Below are 15,772 nucleotides of genomic sequence, written 5' to 3' on the forward strand. Positions count from 1 at the left end.
GTGGAGCACGAAGGTGCGCCGCGATGCGGGTGTCCGCTGGGGACCGGCCGAAACTCCTGCTTCTCGCTCGGCGGTCGGGTCAGCGCCGCCCCGTCGCCACGAGCTGCTCCGGTGCGGCGGGCCGGGGCGCGTCGACAGGGGCCGTCAGGTGGACCTCCAGGCCGCCGGTGCGCCGCAGCTTCTGCCACCCCAGACGGATGCCGCCGGCCGCGGTGACCACCGAGCGGATCAGCACCGCGTACATGAGCTGGCGGTACACGACCTGCTGCAGCGGCAGGAGCCAGAGCACGCGCAGCCGCTCGCGCTCGAGCCGGAACGCGACGACCGCGGCGAGGCACTGCACGGCGAGCACCGCGCTCCACGCCACCAGCGTCGTCACGGGGTCGAGGAAGAGCAGCCCGTAGACCAGGAAGATGTCCACCAGCGGCGCCAGCAGGGGCAGGAGCACCTGGAACAGCGCGAGGTGCACCAGGCCGCGGCGGCCGAAGCGGCCCGACGCGCCGGTCTCGAGCACCGCCGCACGGTGCTTCCACATCGACTGCATCGTTCCGTAGCTCCAGCGGTAGCGCTGGCGCCAGAGCTGCCCGAGCGTCGCGGGCGCCTCGGTCCAGGCGCGCGCGGAGTCCTCGTAGACGACGCGCCACCCGGAGCGGCAGATCGCCATCGTGAGGTCGGTGTCCTCGGCGAGGGTGTCGTCGCTGACGCCGCCGACCTCGAGCAGCACCGAGCGCCGGAACGCGCCGATCGCGCCCGGGATCGTGGGCATGCACCGCAGGACGTCGTACACGCGGCGGTCGACGTTGAAGCCGACCACGTACTCGATGTGCTGCCAGCGCGCGATCAGCCCACGGCGGTTCGCCACCCGGGCGTTGCCCGCGACGGCGCCGACCTCCGGGTCCGCGAACGGCGCGACGAGCCGCCCGACGGTGGCCGGCTCGAACACGGTGTCGCCGTCGATCATGACGATGAGGTCGTGGCGGGCGTGGGCGATGCCCGCGTTGAGGGCCGCGGGCTTGCCGCCGTTGGCCTGCCGCAGCACGCGCACGCCCGGCAGGCCGAGCGCCTCGACGATGTCCGCGGTGCCGTCGGTGCTGCCGTCGTCGACGACGAGGACCTCGACGGGGTGGTCGCTCGCCGCGAGCGAGCGCACGACGGAGGCGATGTTCGCGGCCTCGTCGAACGCCGGGACGATCACCGACACCGGTGCGGTCACCGGCGGCCCCCACGACCAGCCGGGCCGGTGGCGACGGCGGTGGTGCCGGCGGGCGACGGCGAGCATGAGCACCAGGCGGAGCACGACGAGCACGCCGACGACGAGCAGCAGCCAGACCAGCGCGTCGACGACGACCCCGGCCACCGCGACCAGGCCGATCGCCGTGCTGCCCAGCAGGTGGTCGGCGCCGGCCACCGGCCGGTTGTCGGCGGGCAGGCCGACCGCGGTCTCGGGGGTGGCGAAGCGGTAGCCCTGCGCCCGCAGCTGCGGGATGAGGCGGTCGAGGGCGGCGACGGTCTGGGAGCGGTCGCCGCCGGCGTCGTGCAGCAGGACGACGCCGCCCGCGCCGTGCGCGGGGATCGCGTTGGCCACGATGGCGTCGACGCCGGGGCGCTCCCAGTCGCGGCTGTCGACGTCGGAGAGCACGGTGACGTAGCCGCTCGCGCCGGCGGTGCGGAACGAGCGCAGCGCGTCGTCGGTGACCGCGCTCGCGGTCGACGAGTACGGCGGGCGCAGGAGGTAGCTCGACTCGCCGAGGGCGCCGTTGAGCACGAGCTGGGTCTCGGTGAGCTCGCGGTCGATGCGCAGGTCCGAGGCCGCGGACAGGTCGGGGTGGGTGAAGGTGTGCAGGCCCACCGCCGACCCGGACGCGCGGATCTCGCGCAGCAGGCCGGGGTGCTGCGCGGCCATCGACCCGACGACGAAGAACGTCGCGGGCACCTGGTGGCGGCGCAGGACCTCGAGGACCTGCGGGGTCCACACCGGGTCGGGGCCGTCGTCGAAGGTGAACGAGATCGTCCGGTCCGGCATGCGGGCGCTCACCGGGGTGGGTCCGCGGGCGTCGACCACCGGCCCGCCGTCGAGGATCGCGGGTGGTACCTGGCCGATGGCCTCGGTCCCGGGCACCGCTCCGGCGGCGTCGACGCCGACCTGGGAGCGGGCGAGGCCGTGCACCAGCAGCAGGCAGCTGAACATGGTCAGGGCGACGACGACGAGCACGACGCCGCGCCGGGGCGCGAGGCGCCGGCGCGGGGCGGGGGTCGCGCGGTGACGGGCCACGGTCAGACCCCGAGCCCGATCGAGACGGGGCCGATCGCGAGGACGTCGGAGGTCGCGGGGTCGGACACGGTGCCGGTGCCGGGGTCGTCGGTGCCGGTGTCGGTCCCGGCGTCGCTGCCCGTGTCGTCGTCGGTGCCCGTGCCCGTCGTCGGGCCCGCGCCGCCCGACGAGGAGCCGCCCGGACCACCGGTGGCCGGTGTCGTGTCCGGGGTGGGACGGGGGGTGCCGGTGCCGGCGGGCGCCGGGGTGGCGGTCGGGGTGCTGGGCGTCCGGGTGGTGGCGGCGAGGGGGAGCGTCCGCGCCGTGTGCCGGCGGGTGGGGGTCGCGTCCTCCTCGGCCGCGGCGTGGCGTCCGCGGGCCGGTTCGGTCGTGGGGTGCGCGTGGCGGGCCGGCCGCGTCGCGGCGGCGTGCTTGCCCGCGGTGGGGGCCGGGACGACGGTGTCGGCCACGGCGACGGTCTCGCCGCCGGCCTCCTCGGCGCCCTCGTCGACGACGGGGCCCGGGTCGAGCGCGACGCCGGACGCCGGGATCGTGCCCGCGGTGGTGGAGACGGTGATGCCGAAGGCCGCGAGGTAGGCGGTGCACGCCGACGCCCCGAGGTAGCCCAGCACGGCTATCCCACGGCGCCGGCGTCCGCTGACGTCGACGAACACCGGCGCCGTCGCGACCGGCTCTCGTGGCCCTGCGTCCATGGTGATCTCCCCGCCTGCGCCGAGGTGGCGTCGCCGAGCCCCGGTGTGGGGCTCGTCGACCACTCATCGTCACGAGTAGGGGTCACCGCTACGGTCCAGCCGTCACTCGAAAGGTGGAACGCAGGGCCGGACGGTGGTCAGGCGGCCGAGGCGGTCTCCGTCGGCAGGGCGTCGCGCACCGCGCGCAGCTCCTGCGCCACGGTGACGAGGCCGTCGGCGTTGACGCGCTTGAGCTCGTCCAGGACCTGCGCGAGCAGGCTGTTGGTGGTCTCCAGGGCCTCGCGCAGGGGCGCGGTGCCGGCGATGTCGCCCAGCATGGGTTCTCCTCGTGTCGGACTGCGTTATCCGGTACCGACGGTACCCGATACTCGGCGACCCGTGCAGTGTCAGGACGCGAGGAGCACGTGCAACAGCGCGTCGCGGCGCTCGCCGCGCACCAGGAGACGGTCGCGCAGCAGGTCCTCCGCAACGAAGCCGGCGCGGGCGGCGAGCGCCCGGCTGGCGTGGTTGCCGGGCTCGATGAGCAGCTCGAGCCGGCGGGCGCCCACGTGCGCGAACGCCCACGAGGCCAGCGTCGTGAGCGCGTCCGCGCCGAGCCCGCGCCGGCGCGCCCCGGGGGCGATCCAGTAGCCGATCTCGCCCACGCCCGCTGCGAGCTGCAGCAGGGTCGTGCTGCCCGCGAGCGTCACGTCGGCGAGGTCCTCGACCGCGAACGCCGCGCCGCCGCGGGCGCGGGCCTCGGGCACCCGGCGCGCGAGGAAGTCGTCGGCGTCGGCGGGGGCGTAGGGCACCGGGACGGTCGTCCAGCGCTGGATGTCCGGGTCCTGGCACGCGGCGTGGATCGCGGGGGCGTCCTCCGCCCGCCACGGACGCAGGCGCACGTGGGTGCCCGTGAGCACCGGGAGGACGTCGCTCATCCCTCAGTCCTGCCGGTAGGTCTCCAGGAAGCGGCCGATGCGCCCGATCGCGTCCTCCAGCGTCGCGGCGTGGGGCAGGGTGAGGATGCGGAAGTGGTCGGGGGTGGGCCAGTTGAAGCCCGTGCCCTGCACCACCTGGATCTTCTCCTCGCGCAGCAGGTCCAGCACGAAGCGCTCGTCGTCGTGGATCGGGTAGACCTCGGGGTCGAGGCGCGGGAAGGCGTAGAGCGCGCCGCGGGGCTGCACGCACGACACCCCGGGGATCGCGTTGAGCGCCTTCCACGCGGTGTCGCGCTGCTCGCGCAGGCGCCCGCCGGGGCCGGTGAGCTCGTGGATCGTCTGCCGCCCGCCGAGCGCGGCCTGGATCGCGTACTGCGCCGGGGTGTTGGCGCACAGCCGCATCGAGGCCAGCATCGCCAGGCCCTCGAGGTAGTCGCGGGCGTGCTGGCGCGGGCCGGTGACCACCAGCCAGCCGGAGCGGAACCCCGCCACGCGGTGGGTCTTCGACAGCCCGCAGAACGTCAGCACGACGAGGTCCTCGGCGAGCGAGGCGATGTCGTGGTGCACGGCGTCGTCGTAGAGCACCTGGTCGTAGATCTCGTCGGCCATGACCATCAGCCCGTGCCGGCGGGCGAGGTCGAGCAGGCCCTCGAGGACCTCCTTCGAGTACACGGCCCCGGTCGGGTTGTTCGGGTTGATGATCACGAGCGCCTTGGTGCGGTCGGTGATCTTCGCGGCGACGTCGTCGAGGTCGGGGAACCAGTCGGCCTGCTCGTCGCAGCGGTAGTGCACGGCGTGCCCGCCCGCCAGCGTCGCGACCGCCGTCCACAGCGGGTAGTCCGGCGCCGGCACGAGCACCTCGTCGCCGTCCTCGACCAGCGCCTGGACGGCCATGGAGATCAGCTCGGACACGCCGTTGCCGAGGAACACCTCGTCGACGTCGACGTCGAGCCCGCGCGCCTGGTAGCGCTGGGCCACCGCGCGCCGCGCCGGCAGCACCCCGCGGGAGTCGGTGTATCCGTGCGCCTGCGGGAGCATCCGGATCATGTCCTGGACGATCTCCTCGGGCGCCTCGAAGTCGAACAGCGCCGGGTTGCCCGTGTTGAGGCGCAGGACGCTGTGCCCCGCCTCCTCGAGCAGGTTCGCCTGCTCGACCACCGGGCCGCGGATCTCGTAACAGACGTCGCGCAGCTTGTTCGACTGCCGGAACTCCATGGGCTGACCTCTCGCACCCGGGCGCGGCACGGCACCGTGCCCGTGCCCGGTCTACCAAACGGGGTCCGCCGCGTGACCCACCGCGCCCTTGCTCAACCTGAGGGTTGAATGAACGGTTGCGCGGCGATACCGTCGTGTCCTGCCGAGGGACGAGGAGCCGGTCATGGCCGTGGTGCTGGTGGCGACGATGTCGCTCGACGGGTTCATCGCCCGTCCCGACGACTCGGTGGGCCCGATCTTCGACTGGTTCACCGCCGGCGACGTCGACGTGCACGCGGGCGACGCGCAGCGCCCCTTCCGCACGGGCACGGAGAGCGCGGACTGGATGCGCGAGCAGTGGGGTCGCATCCGCGCCGGCGTGATCGGGCGCCACCTGTTCGACCACACGAACGGCTGGGAGGGGCGCCCGCCGGCGGGGGAGCACGTCGTCGTCCTCACCCACCGCGTGCCGACCGACTGGGCGCACTACGGCACCGCCCCGTTCACGTTCGTCACCGAGGGCGTCGAGGCCGCGGTGGCGGCGGCGCGCGAGCTCGCCGGGGACGCCGACGTCTCGGTCACCGCGGGCGACGTCGGCGGGCAGGCGCTCGCGGCCGGGCTGGTCGACGAGGTCGAGATCTCGCTGGCGCCCGTCGTCCTCGGCCTCGGCAAGCGCTTCTTCGGCGAGGACGCACCGGAGCTCGTGCTGGACGACCCGTACGTCGTCGTGCCCGGCCGGCGCGTGACCCACCTGCGCTACCGGGTCCGCGCCGCCTGACCCCTCGGGCTCGTTGCGTGGGTGGCCAAAGTGTGTGCACTATGAGCCGCCGAAGGGAGCCCCGTCGATGCCGACCCTCTCCGCGAGTCCCGTGCCGCTGGCCTGGCCCGCCGTGCCGCGCGCGGTGCCCGCCACCGCGACCGCGGTCGTGCTCGACGCGTTCGGCCCGCCCGACGTGCTCCACCCCGCCATGCTGCCCACCCCCTCGCCCGGGCCCGGCGAGGTCCTCGTGCGCGTCGCCGCCGTGTGCGTCGGGCGCTTCCTCGACGTCGCCCTGCGCGCCGGGCGGCACCCGGTGAAGCCCGCTCTGCCCCACGTGCTCGGCGTGGAGCACGCGGGCACGGTCGTCGCGCTCGGCCCGGACGTGGACGGGATCGCCGTCGGCCAGCACGTGGCCGTCTGGCCGGTTCTGGGCTGCGGGCGGTGCGCGGCGTGCGCGGAGGGCAGCAAGGAGGCGTGCCCCGGGCTGCGCATCGCCGGCGTGCACTCCCGCGGGGCCTACGCCGAGTACACCGCGGTGCCCGCCGCGGCGGTCTGGGCGATCCCCGACGACCTCGACCCCGCCACCGCCGCGGGCGTCGCGCTCGCCGGCCCGGTGGCGATGAACCAGCTCCGCCAGGCGGGCCTGCGCGCCGGCGACTGGGTGCTCGTCGCAGGCGCGGCGTCGGCCCTGGGTTCGACCACCGCCGAGCTCGCCCGCCACCTCGGCGCGCGGGTCATCGGCACCTCCCGGGCGGCCTGGAAGCGCGAGCGGCTCCTGGAGCTCGGCCTCGAGGCCGCGCTCGACCCCACCGCCGACTCCTTCGTCGACGACGTCCGCGGCCTCACCGGCGGGGCCGGCGTCGCCGTGGCGGTCGACGACCTCGGGGACGCCGAGATCTTCGCCCGCCTCACCGCCGTCCTCGCGCCGCGGGGCGCGATCGTCTCCTCCGGGGCGTTCCTCGGGGGCTCGGTGCCGCTCGACCTCGCCCGGCTCTACACGCTCAACCAGCGGATCCTCGGCGTCCGCACCGGCGACGACGCGAGCGGGCGGGCGCTGTGGGCGGAGGTCGCGCGCGGCTTCCGGCCCGTCGTCGACCGGGCGTTCCCCCTCGAGCAGGCGGCCGACGCCCACCGCTTCCTCGAGGCCGACGACAACATGGGCCGCATCGTCCTGACCGCGGGCCAGGAGTAGGAGTTCAGCGTGCGCGAGGCACCGTGGATGCTCGTCACCGCCCACCAGGGCGATGTGGCGAAGGCCGAGGTCGGGGTGCTCGCCGCCGGCGTGGTCCGCCGCGCCCCCGAGGAGCTCGCCGGCCGCACGATGCTCGAGGTGCTCGCCGACTGGGACGCCCTCGCACCCCGGCTGCGCGGCCTCGACCCCGAGCAGCTGGCCCCCCTCGAGGGCGCGGTGCTGCTCGCCCCGCTGCGCTACCCGCCCAAGGTGCTCTGCGCCGGCGCCAACTACTACGCCCACCTCGCCGAGATGGGCGTGCCCCGCCCCGCCGGCGCGGTCGAGCCGTACTTCTTCTTCAAGCCGCCGACGACGTCCGTGGTGGGCCCGGGCGACGCGATCGTGCTGCCGTCGCGCCCGGGCCGGAAGATCGACTGGGAGATCGAGCTGGCCGCGGTGATCGGGCGGCGCTGCGCGGACGTGCCCGTCGAGCGCGCGCTCGACGTGGTGGCCGGCTGGACCGTGGTCAACGACGTCTCCGCGCGCGACCTGCTCGACCGCGCCGACCCGGTCGCCCCGCCGTTCGGCTTCGATTGGGTCGGCGCGAAGGCGGGGGACACGTTCTGCCCGCTCGGCCCCGGCATCGTGCCCGCGTGGATGATCGAGGACCCGCAGCGGGTCGCGCTGCGCCTGTCGGTCAACGGGGTGGTCAAGCAGGACTCGAGCACCGCCGACATGGTCACCCCGATCGCCGAGCTCATCGCCGGCGCCAGCCGCGCGATCACCCTCGAGCCGGGCGACGTCATCGCCACCGGCACGCCCTCGGGCGTCGGCTTCCCGCGCGGCGACTTCCTGGCCCCGGGCGACGAGGTCGTCGCCGAGATCGACGGGATCGGCGCGCTGCGCAACCCCGTCACCGACACCGTCGAACGAGAGGAGCGGCCGTGACCGCAGAGCCTGCCGTCCGCGTCTCCAAGCTGGGCTACGTCGGCTTCGAGACCCCGGACGTCGAGCGCCTGGTCGAGTACTACACGCACGTCCTGGACTTCGTGCTCGTCGAGGGCGACACCCACGGGGCGTTCCTGACCACGGGCGCCGACCACCACTGCGTCGTGGTCACCGAGGGCGGGACGCGGGCCCGCCAGGTCGTCGGCTACGAGATCTGGGAGGACCTGGACGCCGCGGCGCGGCGGCTGGAGGAGGCCGGGTACGCCACCGAGCGGCGCAGCGACGTCGGGCCGGGCACCCCGGACGTCCTCGTGCTGGAGGAGCCCGGCACCGGGGTGCCGCTGCACCTGGTCACGGCCCAGGACCCCAGCGGCGCCGACGGCTTCACCCCGCTGCGGCCCACCAAGCTCGGGCACGTGGCGGCCTACACCCCCGAGCTGGCCGGCATCCAGGGCTTCTACCAGGACCTGCTCGGGTTCCGGTGGTCGGACACCGTCGGCGACTTCTTCGTCTTCCTGCGCTGCAACGCCGACCACCACGCGGCCAACTTCATGGCCAGCACCAAGTACTCGGGCATGCACCACGTCGCCTACGAGATGCGCGACCCGAACCACCTGATCTCGATGCTCGACCACCTCGCGCGGCACTCCTACCGGCTGCACTGGGGACCGGGACGCCACGGTCCGGGCCACAACCTGTTCACCTACCACCGCGACCCCGACGGCAACGTCGTCGAGCTGTTCACCCAGATCGACGTCGTGCACGACGAGGCCAAGGGCTACTGGGAGCCGCGGCCCTGGCACGAGCAGGTCCCGATGGGCCCGCGCACGTGGGAGGTCGACATGGCGACGGTCAACCAGTGGGGTCCGATCGATCCCCCGTCCTTGGACCACTGAGTAGTCGCTCCAAGGCTTGGGTCGTCAGCGCTCCGCCGTCGCGCTACCGACCCGGCGCCGTCGCGGTGTGGTCGCCCAGCAGCAGCGCGAGTGCGGCGTCGACGCAGGGCGTCCCGTGCCCCGGGGCGTGCCCGTCGACGACGCGGCGCGCGGTGCCGGCGAGGTGGCCGGACATCTGCTCGACGGCGGCCTGCGGGTCGCCGTCGCGCACGGCGTCGAGGATCGCCTGGTGCTCGCGCTGGCGGGCGGCGAAGTCGTGCCGGCGGGTGAGCTGGTCGATGCGCACGTAGCGCTCGCTCTGCTCGGCGTAGGAGTTGATGGTGCGCAGCACCGTGGCCCCGCACCGGCCGACGAGCAGGCGGTGGAACGAGCGGTGTGCGACCGTCCAGCTGGCCGTGTCGCCCGCGCGGTACGTGCGCTCCATCTCCTTGAACGCGGCCGTGGCGCTGCGCAGCTCCTCGCGGCTCAGCGCACCGGCCGTGAGCCGCGCGCCCAGGGACTCCAGCACGACGCGGGCCGCGTACAGCGAGTCGAGCTCCTCGGCGTCCAGCCCGATGACCCGGCTGCGCTGGTTGGGCTCGGCGGAGATGAGCCCCTCCTCCTGCAGCATCCGGAACGCCTCGCGCAGCGGCGTCCGGGACACCGCCAGGACGCGGGCGAGCTCGGCCTGCTTGAGCTGGGTGCCGGGCGGGAGCGCGCCGGTGATGATGAGGTCCCGCAGGTAGGCGTGGACGCTCACGCTCGTCTGGCGGGGATCGGCGATCCGCAGCCCGTCCCGCCCCCCGATCAGCTCGCCGATGGACACCGGCGGAGTGTAGGCAGGCGGTCGCCCGGAGGTGCCCGGACCGGCGGTCACGGCGACGCCAGGTGGTGCCACAGGCGCTCGAGCAGCGGCGGTCCCGCGGCCCGCCAGGCGTCGACCTCGTCGTCGTCCAGCGGACGCGGCGTGTGCCCGGCGGTGGCGAGCCGGACGCGGCACGCCGCCTCGAGCAGCCACATGCGCGCGACCGCGACGCCGGGCGAGGAGCCGACCGTCAGCGCGCCGTTGCCCCGCAGCAGCACCGCGTCGGCGTCCCCGAGGGTGCGCGCGGCCGCGGCGGCCAGGTCGGGGTCGCGCAGCAGGCGGGCCGGTTCGTGGACGGGTACGCGGCGCCCGAGCCACGCCGCCTGGCCGTGCAGCGGAGCGAGCTCGGTGCTCACCGCGGCCGCGGCGAACGCCGCCTCGGGCTGGGCGCGGGCGACGGCGGCGACGTCGGGGCGGGCCCGGTACACCGCGAGGTGCGCCCACGTCTCGGGGGCCGCGCCCGTGGGCAGCACGTCGGCCGCGAGGTCGACGTCCACGACGGCGCCGGCGGTCATCCGGGCCGGCGCGATGGGCATGGTGACGAGCACCCGGTCGCCGTCGCGCACCGAGACGTGCCCGAACGCGGTGACCAGGCCGTGGTGCGCGAGGACCCGCGCGGCGAGGGCGAGCTCGTCACGCGGGTCGGTGGTCACCGGGCGCTCACGAGGCGCTGACCGGCGTCCCCTGCGCCTCGGCGGCCATCGCCGCGAAGAGCGGGGCGAGGTCGATGTGGACGCGCAGCGACGAGACCAGGCCCTCGGGGGTCCCGTCGAGGATCGAGACGCAGGGCAGCGGCACGTGTGCGCCGCCGGCGGTCGTGTAGTGCGTCGTCACCTCGAGGACCACGGTCGCGCCGCCGTCGACGTCCCAGCGGTGGTGCACCTCGTGGCGCAGCCCGCCGATCATCGCCCAGAAGCCGCCGATGGCCCCGGCGATCGCCTCCCGGCCCACCGCGGGCGGGTTGTTGCCGAAGATCACCTGGGCGTCCTCGGTGTGCCGCGCGACGTAGGGCTCCAGGCGCATCGCGTCGACGTCGGCGTAGTACTCGGTGATCCAGTCGGACATCGGTGTCCCTTCGGAGGAGGTCAGACGGTGGCGCCGGCGGCGATCCGGCGGATGGCGTCGAGCGTCGCGGCGACGGCGGCGCGGTAGCTGTCGGTCATCTGGTCGGCGTGGGCCTGCTCGCCGGGCGAGCCGCCGGGCTCGCCCGCGACGACCAGCGCGAAGCTGAACCGCAGGGTGAGCTCGTCCGGCGCGTCCCCCTCGATCTCGTTGGCGATCGTCCCCAGCACCGGCCCGGCGATGCGGGTGAACACGACGCGGTGCGGGTGCTCGAGGGTGATGCGCTCGGAGAACGCCTGCCCCTTGAACACGATGTCGCGGTCGAAGATCGTGTCGCCGTGGCGCGCGGTGACCGTGCAGTCGGTCATCGACGGCACGAACGGCAGCGCGTTCTCGGCCTTGCGCACCAGGCCGTCCCACAGGGCGTCGCGGGTGACCAGCGGCTGGCCGGGCTCGTTCACGGGCAGGGCGTGCGTCACGAAGATCACGGGCGGACCGCCTCGGGGAGCAGATGGGGGACCTGGGCCTGGGTGCGCGGCTTCTGCGTCGGCCCGAGCCACACGTCGATGGAGCCGCGCTCGGCCGGGTCGAAGAACCGGGGGCGCCACGCGGCCTCGTCGGTGATGCGGCGGACGCCGTAGGAGTACTCGTAGGTCAGGCCCTCGGGCCCGAGGAAGTACAGGAAGACTGCGCCGGACTGCGGGTGGCGTCCCGGGCCCATCTCGATCTCGACGCCGAGGTCCTCCAGGTGGTGCCAGTTGCGGAAGACGTCGTCGAGCTCGGCGACCTGGAAGTTCACGTGGCAGAGCCCCGGTTGGTCGCCCTGGAACACCGCGAGCTTGTGGTGGACCTCGTCGATGCGCATGAGGCACGCCGCGTCGCCGATCCAGTCCGAGGCGCGCGCGTTGAACGTCGTCGACCAGAACCGGTGGGCGTCGGCGACGTCGGGAGCGTCGAGGCACAGGTGGCCGAACTCGGTGATGCCCGAGCCCCGGCCGGGCACGACGGGGCGAGCGAGGGTCTGCTGGCCGCACACGAGCTCGATGCGGTTGCCGAACGGGTCGTCGAACCCGATCACCTCGGCGACGCGCCGCGAGCGCGCCTCGTCCGGGCCGCCGCGCCGCACGGTGATGCCGCGGGTCTCCAGCTCGGTCTCGGCCAGGGCGAGCGCGCCCGGGTCCGCCACCGTGAACCCCGAGGCGAGGACGCCCGAGACGCCCTCGACGAACGCGAGGCAGTGGTGGCGGCCGTCGGCGCGCAGGTGCGCCACCCCGGGCTCGCCACCGTCGACCTGCTCCAGCCCGACGACCTCGGTGGCGAAGCGCACCGCGGCGCCGAGGTCGGCGGCGCCGGACCGGACGTAGGCGATGTCGACCAGCTCGATCACACCGGACCTCCCGCCTCGACCGTGACCTGGGACACCCAGGGTGCATACAGTTGGAGCGGGTGTCAATCGGCCTCCGAGGTCGGGCGGGTGCCGTTGACGCCGGGTCCCAACTGTGCACACTCTGGGAAGGTGAGTACCTCGCCGACGCGGCCCGCCCCTTCCCCGACGACGTCGGCGTCCGCGCCGCCCGGTGGACGGCTGGCCGGCAAGCGGGTGCTGCTCACGGGCACCGCCGGCGGGCAGGGCGAGGCGGCCCAGGCCGTGTTCGCCCGCGAGGGCGCCCGGGTCGTCGGCTGCGACGTCCAGCCGGGCGCGGCGGAGGCCACCGCGGGCGTGCTCGCCGCCGAGGGCCTCGACGTCGTCGGCCACACCGTCGACCTCGCGGACCCGGTCGCGGCGGCGCGCTGGGTGGACGAGAGCGCCGCGCGCCTCGGCGGCATCGACGTGCTCTACAACAACGCCGCGGGCGCCGGCTTCGCGCCGTTCGACCAGATGTCGCTGGACCTGTGGCGCCACGTGCTGCACGTCGAGCTGGACATCGTCTTCCACGCCACCCGGCCCGCCTGGCCGCACCTGCTGGCCACCGGCAACGCCTCGGTCATCAACACCGCGTCGATGTCCGGGCTGCGCGGCATCGCGCCGCTCGGGCAGGTCGCGCACTCGGCGGCCAAGGGCGGGGTGATCGCCATGACCCGGTCCCTCGCGGCCGAGGGCGCCGAGCAGGGCGTGCGGGTCAACGCGATCTCGCCGGGCTTCGTGACGTCGCCGGCCACCGACATGTTCGTCGGCGACGAGCTGCGCGAGTTCCAGATGGGGATGCACCTGATCCGCCGGCCGGGCACCGGGTTCGACATCGCCCACCTCGCCGTCTACCTGGCCTCCGACGAGTCGGTGTGGGTCACCGGCCAGAACTTCTCGGTGGACGGCGGGGTGACGGCCGGTTTCCGGTGAGGCTCAGGGCCGCCGGGCGCACACGATCCACGTCGCCGAGTCGTACGTGACGCCGTCCGGGCCGTGGTGCGCGACGAGGTCCGCGCGCAGGGCGGCGAGGGCGTCGTCGCGGGCGGCCGGGTCGAGGTCGCCGAGCAGGCCCGACTGCATGCCCGCGACGTAGCCCAGCGCGTCGTCGGGGTCCGCGCCGAACACCATCGGCGCGCGGTGGCCCTCGAGCTCGACGTCGGCGAACCCGGCGCCCTCGAGCAGGGCGCGCACGCGGTCGGGATCGGACAGCGACAGCGGGCTCGGGCCGTGCGGCGGCGGGAACCTGACCTCCCGGCCGGCCGCCAGCACCGTGTTGAACGTCCGCAGCCATTCCTGGTGCTCGATGCCGCGCCAGGTCAGCAGCACCATCCGCCCGCCGGGGCGCAGGGCGCGCGCGAGGTTCGCGAACGCGGCCGCCGGGTCGGCGAAGAACATCGTGCCGTGGCGGCTGACCACGAGGTCGGTGGCCGCGGCGGGGAAGGGGTGCACCTGCGCATCGGCCTGGAGGAACACCACGGTGTCGAGGCCCGCGGCGGCGGCCCGGGCGCGGGCGATGGCGAGCAGGCGCGTCGACAGGTCGATCCCGGTGACCGTGCCCGGCGCGGCCCCCGGCGCGAGGTCCAGCGAGGTGCGCCCGGCCCCGCACCCGACGTCGAGCACGGTCTCGCCCGCGCCCACCGCGGCGGCCTCGAGGAACGCACGTCCGTGCGCGGCGCCGACGGCCTCGAAGCGGTCGATGTGGTCGGCCCAGTACGCGCCGGTCTCGCCGTCCCACGCGTCGCGCTGGGCCTCGTTGCCCGCGCCGACGCCCGGCGTGCTCACGGCAGCGACGCCGGCAGCCCGAACCGCGCGTGGTGCTCGGCGCCGATGAACGAGGTGACCGCGGCGATCCGGTCGCCGCGCAGGGTGAGGACGTCGATCGACCAGGCCGTGTGCGGGGCGTCGGGCGGGGCGTCGGGCGGGCGCCGGTAGCTGGCGACCGCGGGCTGCCCGTTGGCGCCGACCGGCAGGTGCCGCCACGCGCCGCACGACCCGGCGGCCGGGACGGCGCGCACGAACGCGTCGACGGACGCGCGCCCGGCGTACCAGTGCGCCATCGGCGGCATCGACCACGTGACGTCATCGGTGAGCAGGGCGACCAGCGCGTCGGCGTCGCCACGCTCCAGCGCGGAGGAGTAGCCGGTGACGACGTCGCGCAGGCGGGCGTCGTCGATCTCGCGCAGCGAGCGCTGCTGGCTCGCCGACGGCACCTTCTCGGCGACCAGCTTGCGGGCCCGCTGCAGCGCCGAGTTCACCGACGCCGTCGAGGTGTCCATCGTTGCGGCGATCTCGGCGGCCGAGAAGCCGAGCACCTCGAACAGCACGAGCGCCGCGCGCTGGTTGCCGGGCAGGTGCTGCAGCGCGGCGACGAAGGCGAGCTCGACCGACTCGCGCTGCTCGAGGCGCGCGCCGGGCTCGTCCGGCCAGGGCCCCAGCCACGCGACCTCGGTGACGGGCACGTCGCCGGTGACGACCCGCTCGCTCGCCGGGCCGAGGTCGACCGGCAGCGCGCGCCGGCCGCGGGCCTGGACGAGGTCGAGGCAGGTGCGCGTGGCCACGGTGTACAGCCAGGTGCGCAGGGTGCTGCGTCCCTCGAAGCCCGCCAGTGCGCGCCACGCGCGCAGCAGCGCGTCCTGCAGCGCGTCGTCGGCGTCGTGGGCGGAGCCGAGCATGCGGTAGCAGTGCGCGTGCAGCTCGCGGCGCAGCGGCGCCACCAGCCGGCCGAAGGCCGCGTCGTCGCCGTGCCGGGCCAGAGCGAGGTCCGGGGTGGGGTCGGCGGTGACGGTCTCGCTCACCCGGCCGAGTCTGCCCGACCCGTCCCGTCCGCGGGAGGACCCTGCTCGAGGGCGTCGGAGACCTCGTCGAGGAAGCCCGAGATCGCGGTCGGCATCGCCTGGCGGAACGTGGCCAGCAGCGCCTGCGCGGCCACCGGCTGCAGGGCGCCGACGACGTCGCGCACCTGCTGCTGGCGCTCGTGCGGCAGACCCTCGTTCACGTAGTCCGACCACACCGTCTTGCGGAACAGGTCGACGAAGCTCGCGGTGACGGCGACGACGTGCGTGGACAGCTCCTCGTAGAGCGCCACCAGGGTCTCCGGGGGCATGCCCAGCCGCACGGCCTCCGCGCCGGCCCGCACGAGTCCGGGGTTGGGCACCCGCACGCGGTCGTCGTCCACGCGCTGGAGCACCCCGGCGCGGAACAGCGTCTCCCACCGGTCGTCGTCCACCGGGACGCCCAGCCACCCGGGCAGCTCGGCGGCGGCCATGTCCAGGGCGGGCTCGGGCGCCCACGGCGCGAGCATGTGGAGGTACTGCGCGAGCGCCTCCTCCGCGGACTGGTGCGGGGTGGCGGCGACGAGTCGCTCGATGGCCGCCAGCGCGAAGCCCTGCTCCTGGAGCTGGGTGATGAGGTCGAGCCGCGTGAGGTGCTCGGGGCCGTAGTAGCCGGTGCGCCCCTGCAGGAGCGGCGGGGGCAGCAGCCCGCGCGCCGCGTGGGCACGCACGTTGCGGACCGTCATGCCCGCTCGGCGCGCGAGCACGTCGATCGTCATCGCGCGCCCCGTGTCCACGGGAACCCAGGCTAGTCTGCGTGCCTCGTGTCACCGGGGG

General features: G+C 75.0%; 18 protein-coding genes. 5 read left to right on the forward strand and 13 right to left on the reverse strand.

The features are described 5' to 3' along the window. Positions 1 to 79: 79 nt before the first annotated feature. The 5 genes from ACQPX6_RS06040 to ACQPX6_RS06060 form a co-directional block, all read right to left on the reverse strand. Positions 80 to 2,272 carry a bifunctional polysaccharide deacetylase/glycosyltransferase family 2 protein gene (locus ACQPX6_RS06040; RefSeq protein ID WP_433786183.1) on the reverse strand — a complete coding sequence of 731 codons (2,193 nt, stop codon included), beginning with the start codon at positions 2,270 to 2,272 and terminating at the stop codon, positions 80 to 82. A gap of 2 nt (positions 2,273 to 2,274) precedes the next feature. Next, entirely contained in the window at positions 2,275 to 2,964 is a 690-nt protein-coding gene (locus ACQPX6_RS06045; RefSeq protein ID WP_433786184.1) for a hypothetical protein, read from the reverse strand. A gap of 137 nt (positions 2,965 to 3,101) precedes the next feature. Beyond that, the gene (locus ACQPX6_RS06050) at positions 3,102 to 3,281 is read right to left on the reverse strand and encodes a hypothetical protein (protein ID WP_433786185.1); all 180 of its coding nucleotides are present in this window, start codon (positions 3,279 to 3,281) and stop codon (positions 3,102 to 3,104) included. A gap of 69 nt (positions 3,282 to 3,350) precedes the next feature. Next, complete coding sequence (locus tag ACQPX6_RS06055; protein WP_433786187.1) at positions 3,351 to 3,881, reverse strand: GNAT family N-acetyltransferase; 531 nt, start codon at positions 3,879 to 3,881, stop codon at positions 3,351 to 3,353. Between the two features lie 3 nt (positions 3,882 to 3,884). Next, complete coding sequence (locus ACQPX6_RS06060; protein ID WP_433786188.1) at positions 3,885 to 5,096, reverse strand: pyridoxal phosphate-dependent aminotransferase; 1,212 nt, start codon at positions 5,094 to 5,096, stop codon at positions 3,885 to 3,887. 163 nt (positions 5,097 to 5,259) lie between these two features. Between ACQPX6_RS06060 and ACQPX6_RS06065 the strand changes: the two genes are divergently transcribed. From ACQPX6_RS06065 to ACQPX6_RS06080, 4 genes are all read left to right on the forward strand, one after another. Next, positions 5,260 to 5,853 carry a dihydrofolate reductase family protein gene (locus ACQPX6_RS06065; protein ID WP_433786189.1) on the forward strand — a complete coding sequence of 198 codons (594 nt, stop codon included), beginning with the start codon at positions 5,260 to 5,262 and terminating at the stop codon, positions 5,851 to 5,853. Positions 5,854 to 5,920: 67 nt separating this feature from the next. Then, positions 5,921 to 7,027 (forward strand): alcohol dehydrogenase catalytic domain-containing protein, encoded by a 1,107-nt coding sequence (locus tag ACQPX6_RS06070; RefSeq protein ID WP_433786191.1) that lies wholly within the window; start codon positions 5,921 to 5,923, stop codon positions 7,025 to 7,027. Between the two features lie 9 nt (positions 7,028 to 7,036). Further along, entirely contained in the window at positions 7,037 to 7,954 is a 918-nt protein-coding gene (locus ACQPX6_RS06075; protein ID WP_433786192.1) for a fumarylacetoacetate hydrolase family protein, read from the forward strand. After that, entirely contained in the window at positions 7,951 to 8,850 is a 900-nt protein-coding gene (locus ACQPX6_RS06080; protein ID WP_433786193.1) for a VOC family protein, read from the forward strand. Before ACQPX6_RS06075 ends, ACQPX6_RS06080 begins: the two co-directional genes overlap by 4 nt. Before the next feature lie 43 nt (positions 8,851 to 8,893). Here the strand turns inward: ACQPX6_RS06080 and ACQPX6_RS06085 are convergent, their stop codons facing one another. The 5 genes from ACQPX6_RS06085 to ACQPX6_RS06105 are packed head-to-tail and all read right to left on the reverse strand — an operon-like array spanning position 8,894 to position 12,143. Then, positions 8,894 to 9,655, reverse strand: coding sequence for a GntR family transcriptional regulator (locus tag ACQPX6_RS06085; RefSeq protein WP_433786194.1), 762 nt, complete (start codon positions 9,653 to 9,655; stop codon positions 8,894 to 8,896). Between the two features lie 47 nt (positions 9,656 to 9,702). Then, positions 9,703 to 10,347 carry a class II aldolase/adducin family protein gene (locus ACQPX6_RS06090; RefSeq protein WP_433786195.1) on the reverse strand — a complete coding sequence of 215 codons (645 nt, stop codon included), beginning with the start codon at positions 10,345 to 10,347 and terminating at the stop codon, positions 9,703 to 9,705. 7 nt (positions 10,348 to 10,354) lie between these two features. Continuing rightward, positions 10,355 to 10,759 carry a nuclear transport factor 2 family protein gene (locus ACQPX6_RS06095; protein WP_433786196.1) on the reverse strand — a complete coding sequence of 135 codons (405 nt, stop codon included), beginning with the start codon at positions 10,757 to 10,759 and terminating at the stop codon, positions 10,355 to 10,357. Between the two features lie 20 nt (positions 10,760 to 10,779). After that, positions 10,780 to 11,244, reverse strand: a complete 465-nt coding sequence (locus ACQPX6_RS06100) for an SRPBCC family protein (protein ID WP_433786198.1) — start codon at positions 11,242 to 11,244, stop codon at positions 10,780 to 10,782. After that, complete coding sequence (locus tag ACQPX6_RS06105; protein ID WP_433786199.1) at positions 11,241 to 12,143, reverse strand: VOC family protein; 903 nt, start codon at positions 12,141 to 12,143, stop codon at positions 11,241 to 11,243. The genes ACQPX6_RS06100 and ACQPX6_RS06105 overlap by 4 nt, the downstream gene beginning before the upstream one ends. Positions 12,144 to 12,272: 129 nt before the next feature. Here ACQPX6_RS06105 and ACQPX6_RS06110 point away from each other — a divergent pair, with 129 nt between their 5' ends. Beyond that, positions 12,273 to 13,094: an SDR family NAD(P)-dependent oxidoreductase gene (locus ACQPX6_RS06110; RefSeq protein WP_433786201.1), complete on the forward strand. Its 822-nt coding sequence runs from the start codon at positions 12,273 to 12,275 to the stop codon at positions 13,092 to 13,094. Between the two features lie 3 nt (positions 13,095 to 13,097). Here ACQPX6_RS06110 and ACQPX6_RS06115 read toward each other — a convergent pair whose 3' ends face one another. From ACQPX6_RS06115 to ACQPX6_RS06125, 3 genes are read right to left on the reverse strand one after another with little or no spacing between them, the layout of a single operon-like run. Further along, on the reverse strand, positions 13,098 to 13,946 hold the full coding sequence (locus ACQPX6_RS06115) for a class I SAM-dependent methyltransferase (RefSeq protein WP_433786202.1): 849 nt from the start codon (positions 13,944 to 13,946) through the stop codon (positions 13,098 to 13,100). Beyond that, the gene (locus ACQPX6_RS06120) at positions 13,943 to 14,959 is read right to left on the reverse strand and encodes a sigma-70 family RNA polymerase sigma factor (protein WP_433786204.1); all 1,017 of its coding nucleotides are present in this window, start codon (positions 14,957 to 14,959) and stop codon (positions 13,943 to 13,945) included. Before ACQPX6_RS06120 ends, ACQPX6_RS06115 begins: the two co-directional genes overlap by 4 nt. Beyond that, the gene (locus tag ACQPX6_RS06125) at positions 14,956 to 15,732 is read right to left on the reverse strand and encodes a MerR family transcriptional regulator (RefSeq protein WP_433786206.1); all 777 of its coding nucleotides are present in this window, start codon (positions 15,730 to 15,732) and stop codon (positions 14,956 to 14,958) included. Before ACQPX6_RS06125 ends, ACQPX6_RS06120 begins: the two co-directional genes overlap by 4 nt. Between the last annotated feature and the right edge of the window lie 40 nt (positions 15,733 to 15,772).

Source organism: Actinomycetospora sp. CA-101289 (assembly GCF_050955895.1).
Taxonomy (GTDB): domain Bacteria; phylum Actinomycetota; class Actinomycetes; order Mycobacteriales; family Pseudonocardiaceae; genus Actinomycetospora.